The sequence below is a fragment of the Vibrio sp. CDRSL-10 TSBA genome (assembly GCA_039696685.1).
Lineage (GTDB): Bacteria > Pseudomonadota > Gammaproteobacteria > Enterobacterales > Vibrionaceae > Vibrio.
Map to the genome: position 1 here is coordinate 168144 of CP155566.1, position 24747 is coordinate 192890.

19 protein-coding genes and 5 pseudogenes are annotated in these 24747 nt (G+C 49.8%); 11 read left to right on the forward strand and 13 right to left on the reverse strand.

The features are described 5' to 3' along the window. Positions 1 to 135: 135 nt before the first annotated feature. Positions 136 to 1302 (reverse strand): nucleotide sugar dehydrogenase, encoded by a 1167-nt coding sequence (locus ABDK09_08125; GenBank protein XAW89653.1) that lies wholly within the window; start codon positions 1300 to 1302, stop codon positions 136 to 138. 64 nt (positions 1303 to 1366) lie between these two features. Continuing rightward, a pseudogene (gene rfaD, locus ABDK09_08130) lies at positions 1367 to 2306 on the reverse strand (ADP-glyceromanno-heptose 6-epimerase). Between the two features lie 243 nt (positions 2307 to 2549). On the opposite strand from rfaD, the gene ABDK09_08135 reads away from it, so the two are divergent. The 8 genes from ABDK09_08135 to ABDK09_08170 all read left to right on the forward strand — a co-directional run bounded on the left by ABDK09_08135 (position 2550) and on the right by ABDK09_08170 (position 11006). Continuing rightward, positions 2550 to 3374, forward strand: coding sequence for a hypothetical protein (locus tag ABDK09_08135; protein XAW89654.1), 825 nt, complete (start codon positions 2550 to 2552; stop codon positions 3372 to 3374). Positions 3375 to 4092: 718 nt separating this feature from the next. Then, positions 4093 to 5415 (forward strand): flippase, encoded by a 1323-nt coding sequence (locus ABDK09_08140; protein XAW89655.1) that lies wholly within the window; start codon positions 4093 to 4095, stop codon positions 5413 to 5415. Positions 5416 to 5448: 33 nt separating this feature from the next. Further along, a complete protein-coding gene (locus ABDK09_08145) occupies positions 5449 to 6048 on the forward strand; it encodes a hypothetical protein (GenBank protein XAW89656.1) in 600 nt (199 codons plus the stop codon). Then, a complete protein-coding gene (locus tag ABDK09_08150; GenBank protein ID XAW89657.1) occupies positions 6029 to 6520 on the forward strand; it encodes a nitroreductase family protein in 492 nt (163 codons plus the stop codon). The genes ABDK09_08145 and ABDK09_08150 overlap by 20 nt, the downstream gene beginning before the upstream one ends. After that, entirely contained in the window at positions 6521 to 7678 is a 1158-nt protein-coding gene (locus ABDK09_08155) for a polysaccharide pyruvyl transferase family protein (GenBank protein XAW89658.1), read from the forward strand. Beyond that, a complete protein-coding gene (locus tag ABDK09_08160; protein ID XAW89659.1) occupies positions 7675 to 8568 on the forward strand; it encodes a glycosyltransferase in 894 nt (297 codons plus the stop codon). Before ABDK09_08155 ends, ABDK09_08160 begins: the two co-directional genes overlap by 4 nt. Before the next feature lie 12 nt (positions 8569 to 8580). Further along, positions 8581 to 9660 carry a glycosyltransferase family 4 protein gene (locus ABDK09_08165; protein XAW89660.1) on the forward strand — a complete coding sequence of 360 codons (1080 nt, stop codon included), beginning with the start codon at positions 8581 to 8583 and terminating at the stop codon, positions 9658 to 9660. Positions 9661 to 9713: 53 nt separating this feature from the next. Continuing rightward, positions 9714 to 11006 carry a capsular biosynthesis protein gene (locus tag ABDK09_08170; GenBank protein ID XAW89661.1) on the forward strand — a complete coding sequence of 431 codons (1293 nt, stop codon included), beginning with the start codon at positions 9714 to 9716 and terminating at the stop codon, positions 11004 to 11006. A 121-nt stretch (positions 11007 to 11127) separates the two neighbouring features. On the opposite strand, the gene ABDK09_08175 is transcribed toward ABDK09_08170, so the two are convergent. Then, positions 11128 to 12360: an exopolysaccharide biosynthesis polyprenyl glycosylphosphotransferase gene (locus tag ABDK09_08175; GenBank protein ID XAW89662.1), complete on the reverse strand. Its 1233-nt coding sequence runs from the start codon at positions 12358 to 12360 to the stop codon at positions 11128 to 11130. 286 nt (positions 12361 to 12646) lie between these two features. Here ABDK09_08175 and ABDK09_08180 point away from each other — a divergent pair. After that, positions 12647 to 13967 (forward strand): annotated as a pseudogene (locus ABDK09_08180) (MBL fold metallo-hydrolase). A 108-nt stretch (positions 13968 to 14075) separates the two neighbouring features. Here the strand turns inward: ABDK09_08180 and ABDK09_08185 are convergent. From ABDK09_08185 to ABDK09_08225, 9 genes and pseudogenes are all read right to left on the reverse strand, one after another. Continuing rightward, positions 14076 to 14864, reverse strand: a complete 789-nt coding sequence (locus ABDK09_08185) for an ETEC_3214 domain-containing protein (protein ID XAW89663.1) — start codon at positions 14862 to 14864, stop codon at positions 14076 to 14078. Positions 14865 to 14866: 2 nt separating this feature from the next. Continuing rightward, on the reverse strand, positions 14867 to 15037 hold the full coding sequence (locus ABDK09_08190; protein ID XAW89664.1) for a hypothetical protein: 171 nt from the start codon (positions 15035 to 15037) through the stop codon (positions 14867 to 14869). A 57-nt stretch (positions 15038 to 15094) separates the two neighbouring features. After that, positions 15095 to 16618 carry a transglycosylase SLT domain-containing protein gene (locus ABDK09_08195; protein XAW89665.1) on the reverse strand — a complete coding sequence of 508 codons (1524 nt, stop codon included), beginning with the start codon at positions 16616 to 16618 and terminating at the stop codon, positions 15095 to 15097. A gap of 157 nt (positions 16619 to 16775) precedes the next feature. After that, positions 16776 to 17373: pseudogene (locus ABDK09_08200) on the reverse strand (hypothetical protein). 3 nt (positions 17374 to 17376) lie between these two features. After that, positions 17377 to 18387, reverse strand: a complete 1011-nt coding sequence (locus tag ABDK09_08205; protein ID XAW89666.1) for a hypothetical protein — start codon at positions 18385 to 18387, stop codon at positions 17377 to 17379. Positions 18388 to 18504: 117 nt separating this feature from the next. After that, positions 18505 to 19089 (reverse strand): hypothetical protein, encoded by a 585-nt coding sequence (locus ABDK09_08210; protein ID XAW89667.1) that lies wholly within the window; start codon positions 19087 to 19089, stop codon positions 18505 to 18507. After that, positions 19064 to 19480 (reverse strand): LPP20 family lipoprotein, encoded by a 417-nt coding sequence (locus ABDK09_08215; GenBank protein XAW89668.1) that lies wholly within the window; start codon positions 19478 to 19480, stop codon positions 19064 to 19066. Before ABDK09_08215 ends, ABDK09_08210 begins: the two co-directional genes overlap by 26 nt. Positions 19481 to 19585: 105 nt before the next feature. After that, the gene (locus tag ABDK09_08220) at positions 19586 to 20215 is read right to left on the reverse strand and encodes a uracil-DNA glycosylase family protein (GenBank protein XAW89669.1); all 630 of its coding nucleotides are present in this window, start codon (positions 20213 to 20215) and stop codon (positions 19586 to 19588) included. Continuing rightward, positions 20215 to 21142 (reverse strand): annotated as a pseudogene (locus ABDK09_08225) (D-2-hydroxyacid dehydrogenase). Before ABDK09_08225 ends, ABDK09_08220 begins: the two are co-directional and overlap by 1 nt. Before the next feature lie 72 nt (positions 21143 to 21214). Here ABDK09_08225 and ABDK09_08230 point away from each other — a divergent pair. Together ABDK09_08230 and ABDK09_08235 are read left to right on the forward strand one after the other, a co-directional pair. After that, positions 21215 to 21820, forward strand: coding sequence for a DUF416 family protein (locus tag ABDK09_08230; protein ID XAW89670.1), 606 nt, complete (start codon positions 21215 to 21217; stop codon positions 21818 to 21820). Between the two features lie 339 nt (positions 21821 to 22159). Beyond that, on the forward strand, positions 22160 to 23455 hold the full coding sequence (locus tag ABDK09_08235) for a mechanosensitive ion channel family protein (GenBank protein ID XAW89671.1): 1296 nt from the start codon (positions 22160 to 22162) through the stop codon (positions 23453 to 23455). Positions 23456 to 23569: 114 nt separating this feature from the next. On the opposite strand, the pseudogene ABDK09_08240 reads toward ABDK09_08235, so the two are convergent. Then, positions 23570 to 24650, reverse strand: a pseudogene (locus ABDK09_08240) (hemolysin family protein). Positions 24651 to 24747: the final 97 nt, after the last annotated feature.

The window sequence follows — 24747 nt, forward strand, 5'->3', positions numbered from 1 at the left end:
ACCTAGTTCCTAGGCCCCTAGAACCTAATAAAAGACCTCCCCAAACTCTGCAGCTCAGGAAGGCCTTTAACAATACGAATAAATTCCAGCGATCACACCTAGGAGCTAATCCCTAGGATCCTAGAACCTTAAAACCTAATCACTCCCAAACAGATCGCGGGTATACACTTTCTCTTCCACATCTTTCAGCTCTTCAGCCAGACGGTTGGAGACGATAACGTCCGCTTCTTGTTTAAACGCTTCCAGGTCGTTGATGACACGTGAGTTAAAGAAGTGTTCATCTTTCAATACCGGCTCATACACGACCACTTCAATCCCCTTGGCTTTGATGCGTTTCATGATGCCCTGGATTGAAGAGGCGCGGAAGTTATCAGAGCCGGACTTCATGATCAGGCGGTAAATACCAACTACTTTTGGCTGGCGCTTGATAATAGAGTCAGCGATAAAATCTTTGCGGGTGCGGTTGGCATCGACGATAGCACCGATAATATTGTTTGGCACTTCATCATAGTTAGCCAGCAGCTGTTTGGTGTCTTTCGGTAGACAGTAACCACCGTAACCAAACGACGGGTTGTTGTAGTGATTGCCGATGCGCGGATCCAGGCCGACACCTTCAATAATCTGGCGGCTGTCCAGACCGTGGACTTCAGCGTAGGAATCCAGCTCATTAAAGTAAGCCACGCGCATCGCCAGGTAGGTATTGGAGAACAGCTTGACCGCTTCCGCTTCAGTGGAGTTGGTAAACAGCATCGGAATATCTTGCTTGATGGCGCCCTGTGCCAACAGGCTTGCAAAGGTTTGTGCGCGCTCACTCTGTTCGCCGACAATAATACGTGACGGATACAGGTTGTCGTACAGAGCTTTACCTTCACGCAGGAATTCTGGTGAGAAGATTAGGTTGTCACACTGCATTTCTTGTTTAAGCTTTTCGGTATAACCAACCGGAATGGTGGACTTGATCACCATGGTGGCATCCGGATTAATGGCCATCACATCTCGAATCACTGACTCAACCGATGACGTGTTGAAGTAGTTAGTATTTGGATCGTAGTCGGTTGGAGTAGCGATAATCACAAACTGAGCGCCAGCGTAAGCCTGTTCTTTGTCTGCAGTCGCGGTAAAGTTCAGCGATTTTTCACTCAGGAATTGCTCAATTTCTTTATCGACGATAGGTGACTGCCCGCGATTGAGCATGTCGATTTTTTCCTGCACGATGTCTAAAGCGACAACTTCGTTGTGCTGCGCGAGCAGCAAGGCATTGGACAGGCCGACGTAACCTGTCCCAGCTACGGCTATTTTCATTTTAATTTTCCGGTTTTTTAGTGTCTAAACTCCCAGAGGTTTCCCCGGGATTCTTGTCACTCTGTCAGTTTATAATGGCTAAATATTCTGCCACGCCTTCGGCAACGGTTTTGAACTCAATATCACAGCCTGCGGCGCGCAATTTGGTCAGATCGGCCTGGGTGTATTCCTGATAAGCACCTTTGAGGTGATCCGGGAACGGAATGGTTTCCACTTCACCTTTACCGTGGTGCGCGATGACCGCTTTGGCGACTTCGTTAAAGGATTCTGCTGTACCAGTACCGCAGTTAAAGATGCCAGATACTCCGTGGTCCATAAACCACAGGTTAACCGCAGCCACATCGCCAACGTAGACGAAATCACGTTTAAAGTCTTCACTTCCAGCAAACAGCTTCGGGTTTTCACCAGCATTCATCTGGTTATTAAGGTGGAAAGCAACCGATGCCATAGAAACCTTTGTGCTGCTCGCGCGGGCCATAAACATTAAAGTAACGGAAGCCAGTAACCTGAGGCAGTTTTTCACCATGTTCTGCGGCATCTTGCCACAGGCGACGTACGTAGTTGTCAAACTGCTGTTTGGAGTAACCATATACATTCAGCGCACCTTCATATTGTGGCTCTTCGATAAAGGTATCGGTTTCACCGTAAGTCGCGGCCGATGAGGCGTACAGGAACGGGATTTCACGATCGAGGCAAAAATGCAGCAGCTCTTTTGAATAGTCATAGTTGTTGAGCATCATGTACTTGCCATCCCATTCTGTGGTCGCAGAGCACGCACCTTCATGGAATACGGCTTCAATCGGGCCGAAGTCATCACCAGCCATTACCTGAGTCAGAAAGTCATCACGGTCCATGTAATCAGTGATTTGCAAATCAACTAGGTTCTTAAATTTACGGCCATTCTTAAGATGGTCGACCACCAGAATATCCGTGATGCCACGGTCATTCAGAGCTTTGACAATATTGCTGCCAATCATGCCAGCACCACCAGTTACGATGAACATAATTACTTTCCACTTAAGCTTAAATTATGTGTCGAATAGTAGCAGGGAAGGCAAGGAGGTTCTAGTCGAGCTGTTTATCGGCTCGAACAGCCGTCTAAACATATCTTGGGAGGCAAGGCCAGGATAGAATGCCTTGTGTTTTAATCCTGGAAGTAGCTTAGATTCTCCCTCAAGAAAAGGTGGTAGTTTGCTACCTTTTGTTTATATTGAACGCATAACAAAATATTTTTGCCAGTAACCTTAATGAAAGTAATTCTCGTTATCATTTTTGTCTTGGTGATGTGTACGCTCGCATTGCTCTATTTAAGAAGACTTGCCATTAAGGTTAGTTTTGTTGATGTGCCTAATGGCAGAAAATCACATAACGGCCACATACCTGTCATTGGCGGGTTGTCTACTTTGCTGGGGATTTGGCTCGTCCACTTGTTAATGCCTGATCTCTTGCAATATCAATCGGAATATATGTGTTTAGCTACGCTGTTAGTTACCGTGGGGCTTATTGATGACAAGCTTGATATTAGTGCAACATCACGTCTGGTTGTGCTCGGTATATTGTCAGTGTGGTTAGTTTACGTTGAACACATATCGTTATCTTACCTGGGTAATCTGTTTGGTTACGGTGATGTCTACCTAGGGAATTGGTCAATCATTATTACTATGGCTGCGGTTATTGGTTGTATCACAGCATTTAATATGGTTGATGGTATTGATGGTCTGCTTGGTTCGTTAGCTTCTATTTCTTTGTTTGGTATTGGTATTTTGTTTCTGTATGCCGGCAACGTCCAGGTAAGTACTTTCTGCTTAATGTTTACGGTTGCAATGCTCCCCTATGTTTTCTTTAACTTAGGCTTGAAGGTAAAATCTAACTATAAAGTTTTTATGGGGGATTCTGGCAGTTTTCTTGTCGGTTTCACGGTCATTTGGCTTCTGGTCTTTTCTACTCAAGAAGTCGACTCATCTGTTTCCTGTGATGAATCCGGTCACCTCACTTTGGATGATAGCGGTACCATTAATGGATATGGTGCTTGTTATGCTGAGACGGTTAGTGAGAAGAAAGTCCCCGTTTAATGCTGATAGAACACATATACATCATATTTTACAGGAGTATGGCTTTACTCCAAAACAGGTACTATTAAGAGTTAGTGCTTTATCTATTGTCATGGTCTTGGCTGGTTTTATATTTGAAGTTATTAATATTGATGAGAACATTTCATTTTATTTGTTTTTAACTTTCTTTGTGTTTTATGCAATTTTCATACGTTCTATTGAGTTTCGAATGAGATATAAAAGTATTGGTGGTTTTAGAGATTCAGCGCTATAGAAATATTTAAGTGGTGAGATTGGTCTTTGGTGTTTCACGATATGTATGGCTCATTGTTTATTAATCGTTCTTCGTTCTTCTGCTTTTCTGGCATGGAGTGACTATCTGATACGCACCTGGGTGATTACCTAATATTTTCTGGTTGTGGCAACTCCCGTTCTAACTGCAGCTGTCTTTATCCGTATCAGTGCTAAATCCAGGCGAGTGGAGACAAACCAGTATGATACTGGCGGGCACAATACAAAGATAATATTGAGGTAACCGTGAGCTGTTGATAGCGTTTGCCTGTGTGCTGCACATGATGATGCGTTGGATGAGTTGCCTATTTCACCCGGTAGTACTCAACATCGATGAAATGGATGCTTGCTTGTAAACCGCCCATCAAAATCATGTTAGACTAGATACCTTCTGGATGCAGGTACGCCAGTACCGGTCAACAATGACTGATAGATAAAGTAAACATTCGTGACACAAACTACCTCAACGAAAAAAGCGTTTAAGAATATTGCTTGGTTACTCGGCGAAAAAGGCATCACCATGGGGCTGAGCCTTGGGGTGTCGATTGTCTTGGCCCGTTATTTAGGCTCAGCCGAGTTCGGCCAGCTCAACTATTTGACCTCATTTATCGCTTTGCTCGTCCCCTTTTCCTCTCTTGGGTTGAATGGATTAGTGGTCCGCGAGTTGGTGAATGGTGACAGAAGTGAAGCGACGATTGTCGGCACCGCTCTGACGTTGAGGGTAGTGGGTGGGGTTGTGGCGATATTATTGACCACTGTCATGTGCTTATTCATTTACACCAATACGTTAGTGCCGATGCAATGGATGATACTGGCCTCGATTGGCAGTATGTTTACCTCATTGTATCTATTTGATTTCTACTTTCAGTCTATTGTTGAATCCAAATATGCCGTTAAGTCAAAAGTGTTGACGCTTTTGATTGCTTCCGGACTAAAAGTATTAGCGGTTTACTACGATCTGCCGTTGCAATATTTCTTGATGTTAATCGTGTTAGAGCCGGCGCTCAATGGCCTATTATTAGCAATGTTTTTTGTCAGGAGAAAGCAGTTCACTGAACGAATGGCTTATCATCCTCAGTATTCCAAGGATCTGATTTCACAGTCTAAGTGGTTGATATTTTCTGGTTTTATGTCGGTAATTTATTTGAAAATAGATCAGTTGATGATTGGGGATATGCTGGGTGATAGTTTCCTCGGGGATTACTCGATTGCAGTCCGGATCTCGGAAGTCTGGTATTTTTTCCCAGTGGCGTTTGTTTCTTCCTTTTTTCCTAAGTTATTAAAGAACAGAACGGACCAGACTCGTTATCAGAAGAACCTGCAATTGATTTGTGATGGATTGTTCTGGCTTGCCCTGGCTTTGGCGGTATTTATGTCGCTGAGCGCTGACTGGTTGGTTTATACCTTGTATGGTGCTGAATACGCAGCTGCTGCTCAGGTACTGGTGATTCATATTTGGGCCGGTGTGTTTATCTTTATGCGCGCCCTGCTCAGCAAATGGCTGATTGCGGAAAGCCAGCTTAAATTTTCTCTGGTGACGCATGGCCTTGCTGCACTAGTTAATATTGTACTTAATTTATGGTGGATTCCCGTTTACGGAATTGTCGGTGCGGCCTGGGCGACGTTAATTTCATACGCTTGCTCTAGCTACCTGGTACTATGGCTGCATAAAGACACGTTGATCATGGCAAAAATCATGTCGAACACATTAACTTTTCCGGTCAGAGTTTTGAGACAATTATTGTGCCGGAAAAATCACCTATCCCGTTGAATTAACTATTATTTATATCATTAGGCTTTAGTCATGGTACGTTTTTTAAAGAAAATTTTGGGGTATAAAGGCAAACAGGCAGTAAAATCCTGGATTGAAAAAGTGGATTTTTATTTAGCGTCTAAAAGCGCGTGTTCACGTTTCACTTCATCTCTTTATTACCTGTTATTGAATCCTGCCTTTCATCGAGAACACCAGAGTGTCCTTAAAGGCCGAGTGAAATACGCTCAGTCACTGGCAGTGGTTGAAGGCGGCTGTGCATTATTACGCCGGAATACCCATCGTCTGGAGAAGGGATTAATCATGCGCCCGCGGCGTGAGATTTTCGGTACGGCATTTATTGAAGAAACCGTTGAGGCTTACGTTACTGGGGTGAAAAACGGTAACTTAAACCAAGCGGAATATCTGTGGTGTACGGATGTGTTGCAGGAATACTTTATTGTGGTCGGTTCCGAGCCTGCGATTGACCGTGCCCGACGGAATTTTTCCCAGTTAGCGGAGCCTGAGTGCGCTGTGGATGAGCAAAAGTGCGTGCCCTACAAACATCAGGACATTGTGCGAAGTGAGCTGACCCTAAACCAACTGGAGGTTCTGTTCAAACAGCGTCGTTTCTGTGCGCTGGTATCAGGATAAACCAGTTAGTATCGACTTAATTAAACAGGCGGTGGATGTGGCAACTCAGGCTCCTTCGGCCTGTAATCGTCAACCATTTTCGTTCTATACCGTCACCAATAAAGACAAGGCGCTCAAAGTGGCGAACTGTGCGATGGGGACCGCTGGATTTGCGCAAAATTTACCGATGATGATTGCGGTGGTGGGCGATTTGTCGGCCTATCCTGCAGAGCGCGATCGTCATGTAATTTATGTCGATGGTGGTTTGGTGACAATGCAGTTGATGCTGGCGCTCGAGACGTTAGGATTAAGCTCATGCCCGATCAATTGGCCTGATATTGAACGTCGAGAGAGTATGCTTGATAAAGAACTCGGTTTACAAGCACATCAGCGTACTGTCATGCTCTTAGCGGTTGGTCATCCGGACCCTGACGGTGGCATCGCGTATTCACAGAAAAAAGACAGCTCAGTTTTAGTAAAGGTTATCGATTAAATGATCATTGAAATTAAAGGCGTTCAGTTTGTAAATAAAGGTGCAGAGCTGATGCTGTGCGCGATTATGCAACAGCTTCACACGCGCTACAACGATGTCGAGGTTGTCTTGGCGCCGACACGAAACTCACCGTATCTGAGCCGTGCTAAAGTGGGGGCTTACCAAAAGCTGAGCATTCGCAAAAATGTACTCGATTTAAATCGCCTGAGTTATCTGTTGCCGACCAAAGTGCGGCAATACCTGAAAAGCAAGTGGGGTATCGTCACGGAAGCGGATATTGACGTTGTGCTGGATGCGTCAGGTTTTGCGTATGGCGATCAATGGCAAGACATGGGCGTGAGACACTTACACGGTGAGTTAAAGCGCGCGGGTCAGTTTGATAAAACCTACATTTTTATGCCTCAGGCACTTGGTCCATTTTCTAACCCGAAAGATACCAAATACCTCCGGGACTCTTTAGCGGATGCTGCTTTGGTCTGTGCGCGTGAAGAGCAGAGTTATGCTCATGTTCAAGCGATTGGAGCGGAAGATGTTAATTTGAAACTCTACCCAGACTTTACCAATTTGGTCACGGGAGTCGTACCGGATTATTACCAGAATGGCGCGAAAAAAGTCGTGATTATTCCTAACAGTAATATGATTGGTAGCCGCAACCTGAATAAGTCTTGGGCGAGCTCATATGTCGATGTACTGTGTTCTGCAGTTCAAGCTATTCAGGATATGGGATTATCGCCTGTGCTGCTCAATCACGAAGGCAAAGGCGATGGCGATTTATGTCACCAGATTAACCAGCGTTTTGCGGGCAGCCTGGAATTTATTGAAGAACCGGACCCAATCAAAGTGAAAGGGATCATTGGTGCCAGTAAAGCGATTGTGTGTTCTCGTTTTCATGGTTGTGTCAGTGCGCTATCTCAGAAAGTACCTTGTGTCGGGACCAGTTGGAGTCATAAATACGAGCAGTTGTTTGCCGAGTACAGTGCTGGACAACAATTATTGGCGCCGGGCGCGGACTATGACAGGGTGAAACAGACGCTGGAGTTTGCGCTGCAGAATGTGCAGTCAGCTGACTACATTGAACGTGTTGAACGCTATAAACAGCAAAGTACGTCGATGTGGCAAGAGATTCACACGATTCTGGCGGCAAGAAAGGGCGAATGATGTCTGATCGTCAGCCGTTAGTGACTATTTATATTCCAACTCACAATCGAAGCGCGCTTTTGCAGCGCGCTTTGGCTTCCGTTTTGGCGCAAACTTATCCAGCGCTGGAAATCATCGTGGTGAACGATGGTTCTCAGGATGAGACCAATGCGGTGGTTCAGGCATTGATGAGCCAAAACGACAATCTTATTCTGTTGGAAAATGAGTCTCCACGGGGCGCGTGTTATTCGCGTAACCGGGCGATTGACATCGCGCGCGGTGAATTTATCACCGGCCTGGATGATGATGACGAGTTTAAGCCCAATCACATAGAGACTCTGCTTAAACACTTTGACCCAGATCTGCATTCTTTTGTCTCGGTCTCGACGATTGAAGATACCGGTCAAGGTCGCTTTTACCGCGATGACGGGGCGGGTGTTATCGGCCTGGACGCTATTCTGCATACCAATGTGATCGGCAACCAGGTGTTGACCCGCACGCAGTATTTGCAACAGATTGGTGGCTTTGATGTCGAGTTTCCGGCTTCACAAGATTACGATACCTGGGTGCGTCTGATTCAGCATTTTGGGCCAGGCCTCAAGTTACGTGAAGCAACTTATGTCTGGCATACCGGGCATGAAATGAACCGGATCACCAACAGTAATAGCAAGCGGATGAAAGCATTAGACATGTTTTATCATAAGCACTCGCACTTGATGAGCGAGGGGCAAAAGTCGTCGTTTAAAATCTTGCAGTACAAATCCGCTCCAGACAGCTATTCGCTGTTCAAAATGCTTAAATACATCAATCGGTATAATTATAAAAGTGCGCTTTCTTTGTATGTCAATCTGCGTCTTCCCATGATTGGTCGGTTATGGCGTCAACTAAAAATAGCCTTGAACCGTGGGTAGAAGAAACCAAGTATGAGAATTATTTACCTAATCAACGACATTACCATGCCTGGCGGCTTATCGCGGGTGACACTGAATCTGATCAATGAGTTTGGTGGATTACAGGCTGATCTGGAGGTGAAGGCGGTGTCGGCTGCGGCCAAGTTCAGCCAGGTGATGCATGATAAGATTGATTATCTTGATATGCCGCCGCTGCATGGATTAAATCCGCTACAGAAGGTGCAGTGGTACTGGCAGTTAAAGTGCCGGGTTGAAGCCTATATTGATGCTCAAGACTGCGATGTGGTGATTGCTGTCGGTACTGCGATGACGTTGTTTGCCAGTTTCTGTCGTTTTAAGCAGGCTGCGCTGTGGGGAGCTGAACATCTGGCTCACAATCATTACGGTGTGTTAAGAAAAGCGGTCAAACGTTGGCGCTACCCGAAGCTTCATCATTTGATTTGCTTGACCCAAAGCGACAAAGAGCGTTACTACGACAAGTATTTACCCTCGGTAGCGGTGATCCCTAATTACACCAATTTTGCTGACGTGACCGTGAATGCTGAGTCACGACAGGCGAAAAATATTTTGTTTGTCGGCCGCTATAATCAGATGAAAGGTGTGGATTATCTGTTGCAAGTGATTCAGCAGGTGCATCCGCGTTGTCCCGACTGGCACTTTAACCTGTTTGGGGAAGGGGAGCAAAAAGCCTGGCTGACAGCTGAGTTGGCCAAGCTTGGCCTGAGTGAAGTAGTGACTATTCATGATCCGACCTCAGACATCAGTGCCGAGTACCGTAAAGCGCAATTTTATATTCTGACTTCGCGTAATGAAGGTTTTCCAATGGTGTTGCTCGAGGCCCAGGCGCATGGGTTGCCAATCGTCAGCTTTGATTGTGAAACCGGGCCAGCGGAAATCATTTCGCACGAACAAGACGGTTTTCTTATCCCGGCATTCGATGTGGCTGCTTTTGCTGATAAAGTGGCGCAGTTGGCTAGTGACGAGGCGCTGCGGGAGCGTATGTCGCAGAGCGCGCTGAGCAATCGCCGCCGCTTTAGTAAAGAGGCCATCATTCAACTTTGGCTAGCAGAGTTTCACTCTCGGATGAACTAAAGCACAGGTTGGCAAAACTTAAAACCCAGGTTAGCAGAATTGAAAACCCAGTTATGAATATTCTTTCGCTTGATTCACCGTATTCGCCTTTTTTTTCCCTGATTGTGCAGCAGCTGCCAGAGGTGAGCTGTTTTCGGGCTATTTTTTCCAAATCAGGTTACCGTCACTACTTTGCTGGCGATGACTGCGAGTTCCTGGGCCGGATTCTGGCCCGGCATACCACTTATACGCAAGAGGATATGGCGCTCGCCAAGCAGTCGCATAATCACTATTCGGCTTATGTGGGCAAGTTTTCCGGTCGTAAACTTAACCAGGAAGAGTTAGCCAAATTGGCCAGCTTTGCCCATTATTTTCGCCTTTATTTGCAGGAGCACCAGATTGACTTCGTCATGATGCACAATGACTTGCGTTGGCATCATGCGTTGGCGCGTGACATCTGCTTGCAACTGGGGGTGCCCTTTTGTGTCAGTGAATTAGGGCTCTTCCGCCCGTATACCATGACCCTCGATTTTCACGGCGTGAATGCCAATGCCAGTATTGCATCTCTGGATGTGGATTTCGCTCAGTATGCCGACCTGCCTGAGCGGCCGTTCAATGTGCCGGAACCATTTTATGGTCACGAGAGCCTGCGTTCCAAACGGCATTTTTTGCGTTTTCTGCTGTTAAATAAATTGGGTGGGCTGTGTGGTTTAAACTCATCGATTGCTCATAATGCGTTGCGTATTCGGCCTTACTTGCAGCGCTTTTGGCAGCAAACGGTCAAACGCGGCGCTGGCGGCGCACATCAGCAAGATGGGTTACCCGGCGGTGATTATGTGTTTTTCCCGATGCAGTTGGAAAATGATACCCAGTTTTTGATCCACAGTGATTTTTCCTCCAATCAAACGCTGTTGAATGATGTTGAACACGCCTTTTATCAGTCTGACTTGGCGAGCACTCATCAGTTGGTGGTGAAGCTGCACCCGAATGATTTGGGGTCGTATCAGGCGGACAACCGCACTCGGTTTACTCAGGGTAATACCACACAACTGGTGAATCATGCGGCGGCGATTATCTCGGTTAATTCCACGGTTTGCATGGAAGCATTGGAAACCGATAAGCCTTTATTTGTGCTGGGCCGTGCATTTTTTGCCCGAGCAGACATTTGCCAGCCGGTGACGCTCGATATGCTATCAGCAGCGTTGTCACAGCCACAGCCGGTCAGCGTTGCTCATCGTAAAGGCTTTATCCACTATCTAAAATTTCAATACAGTGTGGAAGGGGCTGGGTACAGTTTTCAGCCAGAGGAGCTGCGCAGAGTGGCCCAGCGGATCACCGAGCATGTGCGTCAGTATCGCAAGGCATAAAAAACGAGCAATAAAAAAGTCAGCCTTTCGGCTGACTTTGAGTCTCGGTTAGATGTTCGATACATTGGCGCCGTGACACCTATGCGCTTTCCCTACTGCATTGATAGGCGCGATGTTTGGGCTACTTAGCCCCAAAGCCGGTCAGCATGGTTTTAACTGTTTTGATCACGATGTTCATATCCAGCCAGAATGACAGGTGCTTGATATAGAAAAGATCGTAAGACAGCTTTTTACGGGTTGAGTCGGTGTCGTCAGCGTAGCCGTGTACGGTTTGTGCCCAGCCGGTAATGCCAGGTTTGACCATATGGCGGTAACCGTAGAACGGAATTTCCTGCTCAAATTGTTTTACAAAGCTCTCTTGTTCCGGTCGCGGACCAATCAGTGCCATATCGCCTTTCAGCACGTTAAAAAACTGGGGCAGTTCATCAATTCTCACCTTGCGGATCACTTTGCCGACTTTGGTTACACGGGCTTGCTCTTGCGTAGCAAACTTGTCATCGGCATCATCACTTTTCACCGTCATACTGCGAAACTTGTAAATACGGAAGGTTTTACCACCTTGGCCAACCCGCTCTTGGATAAACATCACTGGTCCTGGACTTTCCAGTTTGATCAGAACCGCAGTGATCAGCATGATGGTCAGAGTGACTGGCAAGGTGATGATGATCAGCATCGACTCCCAGCCTCGCTTGATGTATTGATAAATCGGATTGGGGATCAAGGTACCAATCGCATTTTCCGACAAGTGGCTGGTTTGCACCGTGCCTTCAATCATTTCGCGGATACTTTCCGAATGAAATACCGGAATATTGCTTAGGCTGCAGTCGGCGATGAATTTTTCTTCTTCGGCGGACAACTCGCCATGCAAATCGACCACCAAACCATCTTGTACTTCGGCAATAGACAGCGCATTGCTGAACGGGCTGAGTTCGATGCGACCCCGGTGGGTACACAATGAAGGTACACTGAAATTATTGATCGCTTTCAGGCGTAGCTTGGTGTTGTTCTTTTTCAGTTTTACCATCAGGTACATCCATAAGGTTTGGATGAAAAAGGCATACACCAGAATTTCGCGCGAGTAATCCAGACGCAACAGCAGGATCAGTACGGTGACCGCAGCATACACCGAGGTCAGTACGGGTAGGATGTAGTACTTGCGGTCGACCAGCAAGAAATTGGTAATTTTAGGCACGATAAGCGCGGTACCAATATACGCTGCACTGACCAGCCAGAAACTGTTCACTACAGTAACGGGTAACTGGGGCCGCAAACCGGTAATAAGGTGAATTAGTAATACGGTGCCCACTACGCCAATGCCATGACTGACGATCGAGTTGTTAAAAAGCTTGTTCACAGCAGAAAATCCAAGTCGGTCTTTATGCGGATATCTTAGCATAAGGCCTTTTGGCAAGAGAATGACCTTGTGGGCTGCAAGTATCGCTTTTTGTCTGGTTTCACGCTGAATTTTTCGTGGGAGATTAGTTGGTTTTTCGGTTTAGCTTAAATTTAGGTCATGTGTCAATTTAGTAGGTTGCAGATAATCATGAAATGCTTCCAAGAGTGTTTGCCAGGACGGGTTTTATTATACCGAACCAGGCTATGCTGATGGCGTTGTTCTGACTAGGCAAAGGAAGAGTACAATGCAACTGATACATCATGGTGGAAAACACACGGTGACCGGCTCGTGCCACGAGCTGCAGGTGGATGATTTAGCGGTGCTGATCGACTGCGGCATGTTTCAGGGCCAGGATGTGCAGGAAGCCGAGGCGGAGTTTGATATCGAGCCGATACAGGCGCTGCTGCTGACCCATGCTCATATTGACCACATCGGCCGTTTGCCGTGGCTGATTGCGCTTGGTTTCAACGCGCCGATTTACTGTACGCCGGCCACGGCAGAGCTGATCCCGCTGATGCTGCAAGATGGTATGAAGCTGCAATCGGACTTGTCGGCCAAGCAGCGTGAAGTGGTGCTGGATAAGATTGACCACCTGCTTGAGCCGGTTGAGTACGAGACGCTGTTTCGGATTGAATCGCCGCAGGGGCATATGCTGCAGTGTCAGTTTGTCCCGGCCGGGCATATTCTCGGTTCAGCTTACGTGGAAATTCAGTTGCCTAATCAGGAAGTGATTATCTTCTCTGGCGATTTAGGCCCGAGTAATACGCCGCTGCTGCCGGATCCGGTCGCGCCGATGCATGCCGATTATCTGGTGCTGGAAACCACCTATGGCGGGTCGCAGCATGACGGGGTGGAAGTGCGGGCGCAAAAGCTGAACGAGATTATCAGCCGCTCGCTGGCTGATGGCGGCACGATTTTGATCCCGGCATTCAGTGTCGGGCGTACCCAGGAGCTGCTGTTTGATATTGAGCAGCTGGTGTACCAGCATCAGATCAAGGCTGACCTGCCGATTATTCTCGATTCGCCGATGGCACAGAAAGTTACCGAATCATACCGCCGCTTTAAACAGTTGTGGGGTGAAGAGGCCAAGCAGCGCCTGGATATGCACCGTCATCCGCTCGCGTTTGACCAGTGCGTACTCATAGAAGATCACCGCTCGCATCTGGCGCTGGTCAATCGCCTCGCCTCAACCGGTGAAGCATCGATTGTGGTCGCGGCTTCCGGCATGTGCGAAGGCGGGCGTATTGTCGATTATCTTAAAGCCTTGTTGCCGGATGAGCGCACTGATGTGATTTTTGCCGGTTTTCAGGCCGCGGGTTACGCTGGGCCGCGCGCTGATGCAGGGCGATAAAACCGTGACCATTGATGATGAAGAAATCATGGTGAACGCAAAAATTCATGTGATGTCCGGTTATTCGGCGCATGCCGATCAGGAAGACCTGCTCAATTTCGTCCATGGCCTGGATGATAAGCCGAAAGCGGTGCATTTGATTCACGGTGAACAAAGCGCGCGTGAAGCGTTTGCCGCGCTGCTGCGCAGTGAAGGTTATAACGTGGTGGATTAAAGCTGTCAGTCACTGGGTTCAATCAGCCATTGGGTTAGAACCGTCAGTCATGAAAAAAGCCGCGTCCGGTGATATCGGGCGCGGCTTTTTAGTCTCTGCAGCAATCGCTCAGGGCTGAATCAGGCGAAACTCGGATTTGGTCAGGATCGCATCTTCCAGTGCTGACAGGCCGATGGTGCTGTAACCGTAAAAGTTCGGGGTCAGATTGTGGCGCAGGGTTTGCGCGGCGTCACTGACATCATCGCCGAGCATCATATCGTCAACCAGACGGCCCAGTTGGGCACGTTGCTGCTCACTCAGGCTGGTTTCAAAATCCGAGTAGCCGCTGACCGAGTTATACAAGGTATTGAACTCGCCGCCGGTGTTCTCTTCAATGTAGTAGGTCAGCATGCGCGACAGCGCGGCGCGCAGATCGCTCACGTCTTCCTGATTACCAAAGTGGCTGCGCAGCAGGTCGCTGCCGCCGGCCGATTTGCTGGTATCCGGCATAAAGCCGTTGGCCGGAAACACCAGATAGGCGGCGATCGCCTCATCTTTGATCACGGCCGACAGTACAAAGCGGTCATCCTGATAATATTTAATCACATCACCGGCGCCGGAGCGCTTGATGTAAACCGGTGCGCCCAGTGCTTCATCCAGCACGCTAGCCGAGGCGCGCACGTAGACTTTATCCAGCTTGTCCTGGGAAGGAATGTCGGTGAACTGGGACAGGGAGAAATCGTAGATTTTCTCCAGCGCGTCCATGCTGTCGTTGAAGCTGCCCAGCGCAATCGCGACGATAGAGACCAGGGCGATGATTTTTCCCCACTGCTGTTTCAGTGCACTGCTTTGTTCAGCCTGTGGCTGGTCGGTCTGTGGCTGATCCGTCTGGCCTAGAGTTTGTTCCTGATTTGACATGATTACTCTTTCATCTCTTTCAGTTTATCGACAATGACATCCTCACTTTGACTGACCATTTTTGTCGCTAGGTCTTCGATGTTATCGAGCGAGTCCTGATCCAGCCAGTCACTGAGGGTGTCCTTATATTGCATCCCGATATAGATACCGGTCACGATTAAAATTATCGGCATTAAGCGCAACATCGCCGCTGCTCCTGTTTCGGTTGCTTGGTCATACCTGCCAAAGGCTTAAAGCGCGCTTTGCGGTTGGTAGAGGGCAATACGTGCTGATACCTTTTTCAGATAATTCTTGGTTTCTTCATAAGGCAGATTGGTCATCAACTGCTGGTAAACCTGCTGCGGCGTCAGTTGGTTGATGGTGGTAGCGGCTTTACGAATATTGGTCGAACGATCCGGGTTAAAGGCACGCGCGACGTTGCCAGCCCCTGTGTTATAGGCGGCAATGGTGCAGTACAGGCGGCTCTGTTCATCCTTGATGTTTTTCAGGTACTTGCTGTCGAGAATATGCAGATAGGCGGTACCGGTTTCGACGTTGACCGGTGGCTGATACAGCTCGGCTTCGCGCATTGGTGCATCAATGTTACGCACCTGAAGATTGACATCATGACCTGCGGTGGTCGGGACGATTTGCATCAGACCAAAGGCCGGTACGTGGGATTTTGCCTGCGGGCGGAATGCCGATTCACTGTGCATGATCGCCATGACCAGCGCCGGATTCACCGAGAACTTCTCACTCTCTTGCAGTGCCATCGGCTGATATTGCTGAGCACGTTTGGCCAAACTGTTATTGGGCAGACTGATCTTGTAGCTGATGATTTTTTTCGCGACCGGCTGAGCTTTTGCGCTTGGCTTGGCGTTTTGGGCTGTTTTTGCCGTTAGCGCGCTTGTTTCAGCAGCAGTGGCTTGCTGACCGGGTGCATTTTCCTCAGCGGATTTACTTTTTATAACGGAAGCGCTCTTAGGAACAGAATCGCTCTTAACTACAGATTCGTTTTGAGCAACGGTATTGGTTGTCTCTCTGGCATTGCGCTCAGGTTCAGGAATACCGAGTTCGGCCCGTTTGGCGCTGTACTGTTCACGGATCGTCTGAATACGCAGCCTGGCTTCTTCAATCAGGGCCAGTTTTTTACGATAGGCACGTTGATAGATAAATTGTTCACTGATGCCGATATCAGCCATCACCAGGCGTTCGGCCTGGACATCAAATTCGTTCATCTGGGCGCGGGTCTGGCTGAGGACAAAATCCGTCTCGCGTTTTTCTTCTGCGCCAGAGTATTTCACGCTCTCCTGGTACAAGGTCGCCTGGTTCAGGTCGGCCGTTTCTCCATCCGGCAGTTCGGTTTGTGCCAGCAGCAGTTGCTTGGCCTGCTCATCGCTCAGGCTGGCATCCACCAGTACCGAAACAGTGGCGGTGTTGTCCTGATAATCGACCACTTTTCTTACTGTACTGTCGGTGCTGTATTCCACGTCTGTGGTTGCATCGGAGATTTGCGCGCTGCCCCATTGGTCAATCAATTGTTGGCGCTTGTGGTCGAGATCGCGGGTGTAATTTTCGCGCCACGTTTCGTATTCATTCAGGCGGTTATCCACCCATTCTGCAAATTCGGCAGAGCGATCCTGCGGATTGCGTGCCTGGGCGGTGGCTTGGGTCAGTTCGGCGTCCTGGCTGGTTGTGGTCGCATAGGCGGTAAAACTGCCGGAACAGAGAGCGGAGAGTGAAAGGGCGATAAGTGTTTTTGAAAATAGTCGCATTGGCAGGTCCTAACCAATCGATCAGCGAGCGATACACCAGCAGGAAGAGTCCTTCTCCCTGCTGATATGATTTACCCGTCTGAATACTTCTGTATCAGGGTAAGCCGTGATTTACCATGGTAAACCAGAGTGAAATCATGGCTTATCCGCTTTGGTATCACATGGTTTTCAGTGAATTCAGCGCATTGCTTAGCTCTTGCTCAGCTTTCTCTGAATTGAACTGGCTCCACAGCTGGGACTCTTTGGCCGCCGTATCGACCACCTGGTCTACGTTGGCCTGATAGGTCGCTTTGTCCATACCAACCAGTACGTACAGACCGCCGGTCGGGCTGACCTGGCTGACGATCAGCTTGCTGTTCGACAGGCTGCGGGTTACCACGTTTTTGGTCACGCTTTCAAACGTTTCAACCACGCTTTCGATTGCGCCGGTTTCATTGGTATCGACCGAGCTTTCCACCGCCTGCTTGAACATATTGTTGACGTCGGTCTGGAACTGAGCGGCCAGTTGCACGCGCGCTTCGTTAATCGCGACTTTGCGCATCACGCCCATACCTGCCACGCTCTTTTTGGCGTAACCCATGGCACCGGCTTCCAGATCGGTTGGCATCACATCACAAATCCAGGCTGGTGCTTCGGTGGTCGGTGCGTCCGGGAAGGTACACTGCGCGAACTGCTGCGCTTGTTTCTACGGTCTGGGTGCTGTTACAGGCTGCCAGTGACAGCGCCATCAGGCTCATTAATACCGTTTTTTTCATGGTTTAGAATCCTGCTTGTTTTTTATATAGGTTGGCTTTACATCCGAAGTCGAACGTAGGACACACACTCGGGACGATTTTCGCGGCATCGCCGATATGCAGTTTCAGTGCGGTCTCTTCATCGATGTTGACCCACGAGTATTTCTGTTTGATGCCGTGCTGCGGGTTGTTGACCACTTCGCCTTCGCCGACGTTAAAGGTTTCCTGTTCACCGGCAGCGTTTTTCATGATGGTTGAAAAGGTTACTTCATCATTTGGCTGTACGTTTTTATCCGAGCCAACACCGATTTTCACCATCGAGCCGGTTTCACACTGGCGCAGTTCCATCACTGTGGCCTGAGCAGCCAGCAGCTCTTTGATGTCACCGCTGTATTCCACTGCTTCTGCGGCCGCTTTGGCCGCCAGGCCTTTGTAGCCAGCAGGTGAGATAGGACAGCGAGAGTCACGGGTTTCTGTCGTAGAGGTTTCATCACCGCTGATGTCGATGCGTTTAACCAGCGCCATGTCCGGCAGTGACACCACTTTAACGATCGCGTTCACGTCGACTTCAAAACTACACTTTGACGGCACGCGCTTGGTTTCGCCTTTTTTGTTTTTGTACGTGTAAGATTCACTGAAGCTGGCGGTCAGGTCTGAGCTGGTGATTTCGGTCAGCACCGCGTAATCGGCGATTGGCACACCTTTAGTGTTGTAACGGCCGCTTTGCTCAGCCAGTTTGATTTCACTTTTCAGTTTGTTGGCCAGCTTACGGTCAACAAGCTGAGTACCGGTTTCAATTACCTGGCTTTCCAGAGAGTTACGCACTACTGACTGAATGCGTTTTTGTGCACTGTCTTTGAATTCCATATCGACAGGTAACACGATCACTTTGCGGTCTTCACTGGACTTGGCTGCCACATCGGCTTGTGCAATCGGCACCGCTGTATCCGGGGTACAGATCGCATCTTCCCCCATCAGTTTACAGCCAGAAAGTAGAAGAGACACACCCAGCGCCACTGCGGTTGGTTTGAACATAATAGACAACTCCATATTGTTTTTTTCTTTATTTGTTTTCACCAGGAATGTTGCTCGTTGAATTACGAGTTTTTATTTTTAATTCCTGGGCTTAGCTAATTAATTCCGAAATTTAGCTTATTTAATTCCAAGAGCGGTCCACAGCCCCTGAGCGCTTACGGTGTCTGCGAAATTGCGCTCAGCCCCTTCTTTCGAGAAGGTGTAATTGGTCAGTGAGTTACCGCTGGAAATAATCTCGTTACTCGCGAGTATGTTGCCGTTACGCCCCTGGAGTTTCAGGGTCGTAAACTGCGTAGAAATGTAGGCTTGCCCGACCGTGCTCTGGCGTAACTGTGAAGTTAATTTGAGTACGTGCGTGGTGTTTTTGCTACCGCTAAACGTGGTTTTCAGGCTCTGCCTGGAAAACTGATCGGCCAGCAGCTCTGCGCTTTTTTTGTCTTTGCGGCTGGCGGAGACGCGGATAACAATACCGGATTGCACTTGTGTCAGTGCGGCAGCCAGCTGGTCGACATATTCTGCCTGAGGTATATCGTCCTGATTAAGGGCGCGTAACATTGCCTGGCGCACGGCAACGGCCTGAGCTTGCTCGCTTTGCGCGCGGTTGGCCAGCCACCACAACAGGGCATCCTGATGCTGGCGCTGTTGCAGCACGGCCTGTGCGTTGCGGTTACTCTGCTCAATTTCGGAGCGCAACTGACGCACTACGGTATCGCGGCTGACTTTGGCCTGGACGTAGTAGCCGATATCGTTTCTTAGCTATCTCGGGATAATCGATGCCGGTCAGGGTGATATTGGCGGTTTTACTGTTGATATGGTTATCGACGAGTGAGCTGGCGCTCTCAGACTGATTACGGCTCTGGACGATGTCGCGTGACAAAAAGGAGGAGTTGATTTGGGTCCAGAGCTGGGCATTGATTTGACTCAGTGCCGATTGCTTGGCTTGGGTCAGGTTCAGGCCTTGGCCGACGGCGGTCAGGTACTGCGGATCATTGGTTGGTGGTGCGCTGTACCAGTCCGGCGGCGTGGTCGACTGACAGGCGAACAGCGCCAGGCTGCATAAGCCGAGAATGAGCTTTCTTTTTATGGTTAGCATGTTATCAAATCGGTAGCACTACAAGACGTATTTATGCACCGAATACTATAGGTGTGTGTTTTTGAGATAAATGCATTTATTGGTAGAGTGTCACATTTTTATGAGTCAGATCATATTTTTGACTTTTTTCTGACAATTGAGAATGCCATGTAACTGCTTGACTAAAAAGGGCACAACCTCAGTTTCGAACCAGGGATTCTTCTTCAGCCACAGGGTATTGCGCGGAGACGGATGCGGCAGCGGCACATACTGCGGCGCCCAGCGTTGCCACTGGCGTACGGTCTCGGTCAGAGTGGATGGCTTATCATTCAGATAGAAATTCTGTGCGTACTGGCCGATCAGCAGCGTCAGCTCAATATTGGGCAGTTGCTGCAGCACTTTGGCATGCCACAGCGGCGCGCACTCTTTGCGCGGCGGCAGATCGCCGCTTTTACCGCGTCCCGGATAACACAGCCCCATTGGCATGATGGCTATCTTATGCGGGTCGTAAAACGTATCACGGTCGATGTTGAGCCAGCTGCGCAGCCGGTCACCGCTCGGGTCGTTCCACGGCACCGAGCTTTGATGCACTTTAAGTCCCGGCGCCTGGCCGATGATCAAAATCCTCGCCTCAGCATGGGCCTGAATCACCGGGTTAGCGCCGAGCGGCAGATGAGGTTCGCACGCCCGGCAGTGACGGATGTCGTTCAGCAGCGGCTGCAACGGATCTGTGGTGGCAATGTCTGCGCGGCGCATCAGTAACCTTTAGTGAAATCAATGCGGTGCTGAAGGCGGAAACCGTCGCGCCACAGCGCGTAGTTGGCGGCAAATATTTCCACAACCTGCTCGGGGAAGCTGAGCGCGGCAATGTGCGGCGTGATAGTAATCGCAGCATGGCGCCACAACGGATGATCCGCGGCCAGCGACTCTGCGACAAACACATCGAGAAATGCATGAGCGATCTGGCCGGACTCCAGCGCCGGGATCAGCTCGGCTTCGACCAGGGTTTTACCACGCCCGACATTAAACAACAGCGCCTGATGGCAGTGGGCGAATGTGTCCGCGCCGAGCAGGCCTATGGTGTCCGGCGTATTGGGCAGGGTGTTGACTATGATGTCCGCTTTCGCCAGTGCCGCGCCCAGTTTCGTTGACGTGATAGGTGGTGGTGAACTGGCTCTGTTTGGGCGGAATGCCGGAGCGGTTGACACCAATCACTTCCAGCCCGAAGGCACTGGCGACTTTGGCCAGGTGGCTGCCAATCGAGCCGGTGCCGAGTATGGTCATCGTTTTGCCGCTCAGTGACTGATACAGATGCGGCTGCCACTGTTGCCGGTTTTGCTGCTGCTGATAGCAGGCAAAGTGGCGGTAGTGGCTGATCGCGTAGCCGAGCACGTATTCGGCGATTTGCTGGCCGAAGATGCCTTTGACGTTGGTCAGCTCATAATCCTGGCGCAAACCCGGCGCCATCAGGGCATCGACGCCGGCATAGGCCGACTGCAGCCAGGTGAGACGCGGGAAGTCATTGAGGTACGGCGCGGCCATCGGCGGTGCAGCCAGCAACAGGGTCGCTTCATCCCGGTTGGTGGTAATGGTCAGGTCCGGCAGGTTGAGCGCTTCTATCGCCTGGCGATAGAGCTCATCATGCTCGGTTAAAATATACAGCTGATGCGTAAAATTGTTCATAGATGCGCCTTTTTTCCCCGCTGGTTATCCAGTACACTTCCGCTGTCTTTATCCGCAACGAATTGAGTGACCATGTTACAGACATCAAATGGGTTACAGAACCCTTTGCAACTTCGCCTTGAGAAGTTTGAACCTTGGCAACAGATTACCTTTATGGCGAGCCTGTGTGAACGCATGTACCCAAATTACGCCATGTTCTGTGAACATACCCAATTTGCGGATCCGCGTCGCTACCGTGACATTCTCGATGCTGTGTGGGAACTGATGACGGTGAAAAACGCTAAAATCAACTTCGAGCGTCAGCTGGAAAAGCTGGAAGAGTTGATCCCGACGTCAGAAGAGTTTGATATTTACATGGTGTATCCGGCAATTGATGCCTGTGAAGCACTGGCGACTCTGCTGCACGGCCTGCTGGATCGTGATGGTTTGTATGAATCGATGCAGAAAATCAGCCAGATCTCGGTGCAGACCGTGGCTCAGCTGGAAGAAGCGCAGACCGGTGAGAGCATCACCAACGTGAACCAGAAAGAGAACGAAGCGGTGTGCGGTGAGTGGGATGTGCAGTGGGCGCTGTATCGTCCGCTGCGTGAAGCGACTGAGCGTGATATAGAACTGATTAAAGACCTGCGTTTTGAGCTGCGTGATGAGTGCGTCAGCAACATTGGTATTGAACTTTAATCCTCTCGGTTCGGATGGATGGTGAGAAGCAGGCTTTTGGCCTGCTTTTTTTATGTCCCTGTGTTGCTTGCCTGTTATGTTCTGCAAGTCGTGCCTGTCTGTACTAATCGGGTTTGTTTTTGTAAGCCGTGTTTTTGTAAACCATATCTGTTTGTGTAATTCAGGGAGCAAGGTACGGTAAAGCAGCATGTTCATTTCAGCGTTTTTTCAATGCCAGGTCGGGTTTTTGTTATAAAAGATGACTGACACACAAAACGCCATCTAAATACGGTACGATGCTTAATGCCTGCGCGCAGTCTGGGGCAGGGTTATCCGGCGGCAAAGTAATGAGGAGAGGGTATGTGGCAGTCTGTTGAAAACTGGCTGAGCCAGAACGGCATCGAAATGACGCAGTTAATTCAGATTTCGAAGGCATTAGGGCTGATTGTCCTGATTGCTATCGTGGTGCATTTTATTTTGCAGCGCGGTATTGTCGGTATGCTCAAGCGCCGCGCGGATCAATCGCGTGCGATGTGGCGTCATGCGCTGTTCTCCGGCAAGTTATTCAGCCGAATTTTCCTGGTGATTCAGGGCATGCTGATTGGCATGCAGGCCAATCTGTGGCTGTCGCAGGAAAGTATCATCCGCGAATGGATTGTGACGCTGGTGGCCTTGTGGGTGGTGTTGTTTACCCTGCTGGCGCTGTTTTCGGCGCTGGATGTGGCCGATACCCTGCTGGCGCGCACAGCCTTCGGGCGTAATATGCCGGTACGCGGCATCGTACAGAGCCTGAAAATCGTCTTCTTTGTCATCGCCGCACTGCTGGCGACCTCGATTCTGGTCGATAAGTCGCCGGTGATCCTGCTCAGCGGCCTGGGTGCGATGACCGCGGTCATCATGCTGGTGTTCCGTGACCCGATACTTGGTCTGGTGGCCGGGGTGCAGCTTTCTGCTAACAAAATGCTCAGCGTCGGTGACTGGCTGGAGATGCCTAAATACGGCGCCGACGGCGATGTGATTGATATCAGCCTGACCACGGTTAAGGTTCAGAACTGGGACAAAACCATTACCACCATCCCGACGTATTCGCTGATCTCCGACTCGTTTAAAAACTGGAAAGGGATGCAGGTGTCCGGCGGCCGGCGCATTAAGCGCAGTGTGCTGATTGATGCCACCAGTGTGCATTTTCTGTCGCCGCAGGAAGTGGAGCAACTGACCCGTGCCAAACTGCTCGAACCTTACCTAAAACACAAAGTGGAAGAGATCAGTGCGTTTAATCAGCGTCATAACTATGACGACGGCAGCCTGATTAACGGCCGTCACCTGACCAACCTCGGCAGTTTGCGTGCTTACCTGGAGCGCTACCTGCGTGCCCATCCTGAAATTCATCAGTCGATGACCCTGATGGTGCGCCAGCTGGCGCCGACGCATGAAGGCATTGCGATGGAGCTGTACTGCTTTGCAGCCAATACCGAGTGGGTCGAATACGAACGTATTCAGTCGGATATTTTTGACCACGTTTATGCAGTGCTGCCGCAGTTTGGCCTGCGTGTGGCGCAGGCACCGACCGGCAGTGACTTTCGCCGGTTAAGCCCGGCCGCGCCGCAAGCCTGGATTGAACCTGCGGTCAATGACGAGCGGGTCTCACAGCAATAACTGCCTCAGCGACTTTATAAGTTTCAGCTACCGTATAAAAAATAAAAAGAAAAAAGCGCCGCTCTGTTATCAGGGCGGCGCTTTTTGTGTGTGCTGTCTGGCTAGAGGCCGCGGTTAAAAACCGGTTTTGGTTTGATCTTCCTCATCGTCCCGGCTCTCACGCACGCCGTGATCGGCTTTCCAGCGCTCCCAGCGTTCGGTGGCGAGCTTTTGCATGTCGGTGGTGCGGTCAGCCTCATCAATAATCTCTTCCCCGAGCAGGTGTTCAAAGATGTCTTCCAGAGTCAGCAGGCCCTGCACTGTGCCGTATTCATCCACCACCAGTGCCAGTTGCAGGCGTTTTTGCATCATCTGCTCAAACGCGACCGGCAGCGTCTGGGTATTGAGCAGAACATGGATTGGTCGCATTACCGCGCCAAGCTGCTTGCTGCCCAGTTTGTTCTGCTGCAGACGGAACAGCTCCAGACGGTGGACGAAGCCGATAATGTTATCGGTGGTTTCGGTGTAGATCAGCGGGCGCGAAAACGGCGTATCGCGGTGCTGGGTCAGGAACTCATCGATGGTCAGCTCAGCCGGAACCCGAAACAGCACGGTGCGCGGAGTCATCACCTGAGTGACCAGCACATCACGGATCGCAAGCAGGTTGTGCAGCATTTTCGATTCGCCTTCGGCCAGTTTCGCCGCTTTCATCGGCCAGCATCGCCATCGCCGACAGCTCTTCACGCATGCGCGGCAACTGACTGTTACTGGCTAAACGGCGGGTGATTTGCTGCGAAAACCAGACGAAAGGAGCCAGAATCCACACCATCCAGCGCAAAATGACCGCCGTGAGCGGTGCCAGCTGGCGCCAGTAAGTGGCACCGATAGTCTTCGGCACGATCTCCGACAGGACCAGAATACCGAGCGTGAGGATGGCAGAGAACAGGCCAAGCCACTCGCTGCCGAACACCACCGCAGCCTGAGCACCGGCACTGGCCGCGCCTATGGTATGGGCGATGGTGTTTAAGGTCAGGATAGACGCCAGCGGCCGGTCGATGTCGGCTTTGAGCTGGGCCAGCTTGTCGGAAGAAGGGTGAGCTTGTTGGCGTAATTGAGCCAGATAACTGGGGGTGATACTCAGTAGTACCGCTTCCAGGACAGAACAGATAAACGATACGCCAATCGCAATCGCGACGTAAATCGTAAGCAAAAACATTGAAGTTCCTTAATGGTTCATCCACCTCAGAGGGTGACACGATGTGACGAAAAAACAACAAAAACTGCTGCTTTTTTGTCAGCAGGCACTCAGTCAA

Coding starts and splice junctions, on each gene's coding strand:
- ABDK09_08125 (XAW89653.1), bottom strand. CDS start 1,302: ATGAAAATAGCCGTAGCTGGGACAGGTTACGTCGGCCTGTCCAATGCC.
- ABDK09_08135 (XAW89654.1), top strand. CDS start 2,550: ATGAAAGTAATTCTCGTTATCATTTTTGTCTTGGTGATGTGTACGCTC.
- ABDK09_08145 (XAW89656.1), top strand. CDS start 5,449: ATGGTACGTTTTTTAAAGAAAATTTTGGGGTATAAAGGCAAACAGGCA.
- ABDK09_08155 (XAW89658.1), top strand. CDS start 6,521: ATGATCATTGAAATTAAAGGCGTTCAGTTTGTAAATAAAGGTGCAGAG.
- ABDK09_08160 (XAW89659.1), top strand. CDS start 7,675: ATGATGTCTGATCGTCAGCCGTTAGTGACTATTTATATTCCAACTCAC.
- ABDK09_08165 (XAW89660.1), top strand. CDS start 8,581: ATGAGAATTATTTACCTAATCAACGACATTACCATGCCTGGCGGCTTA.
- ABDK09_08170 (XAW89661.1), top strand. CDS start 9,714: ATGAATATTCTTTCGCTTGATTCACCGTATTCGCCTTTTTTTTCCCTG.
- ABDK09_08185 (XAW89663.1), bottom strand. CDS start 14,864: ATGTCAAATCAGGAACAAACTCTAGGCCAGACGGATCAGCCACAGACC.
- ABDK09_08190 (XAW89664.1), bottom strand. CDS start 15,037: ATGCCGATAATTTTAATCGTGACCGGTATCTATATCGGGATGCAATAT.
- ABDK09_08195 (XAW89665.1), bottom strand. CDS start 16,618: ATGCGACTATTTTCAAAAACACTTATCGCCCTTTCACTCTCCGCTCTC.
- ABDK09_08205 (XAW89666.1), bottom strand. CDS start 18,387: ATGTTCAAACCAACCGCAGTGGCGCTGGGTGTGTCTCTTCTACTTTCT.
- ABDK09_08215 (XAW89668.1), bottom strand. CDS start 19,480: ATGCTAACCATAAAAAGAAAGCTCATTCTCGGCTTATGCAGCCTGGCG.
- ABDK09_08220 (XAW89669.1), bottom strand. CDS start 20,215: ATGCGCCGCGCAGACATTGCCACCACAGATCCGTTGCAGCCGCTGCTG.
- ABDK09_08230 (XAW89670.1), top strand. CDS start 21,215: ATGTTACAGACATCAAATGGGTTACAGAACCCTTTGCAACTTCGCCTT.
- ABDK09_08235 (XAW89671.1), top strand. CDS start 22,160: ATGTGGCAGTCTGTTGAAAACTGGCTGAGCCAGAACGGCATCGAAATG.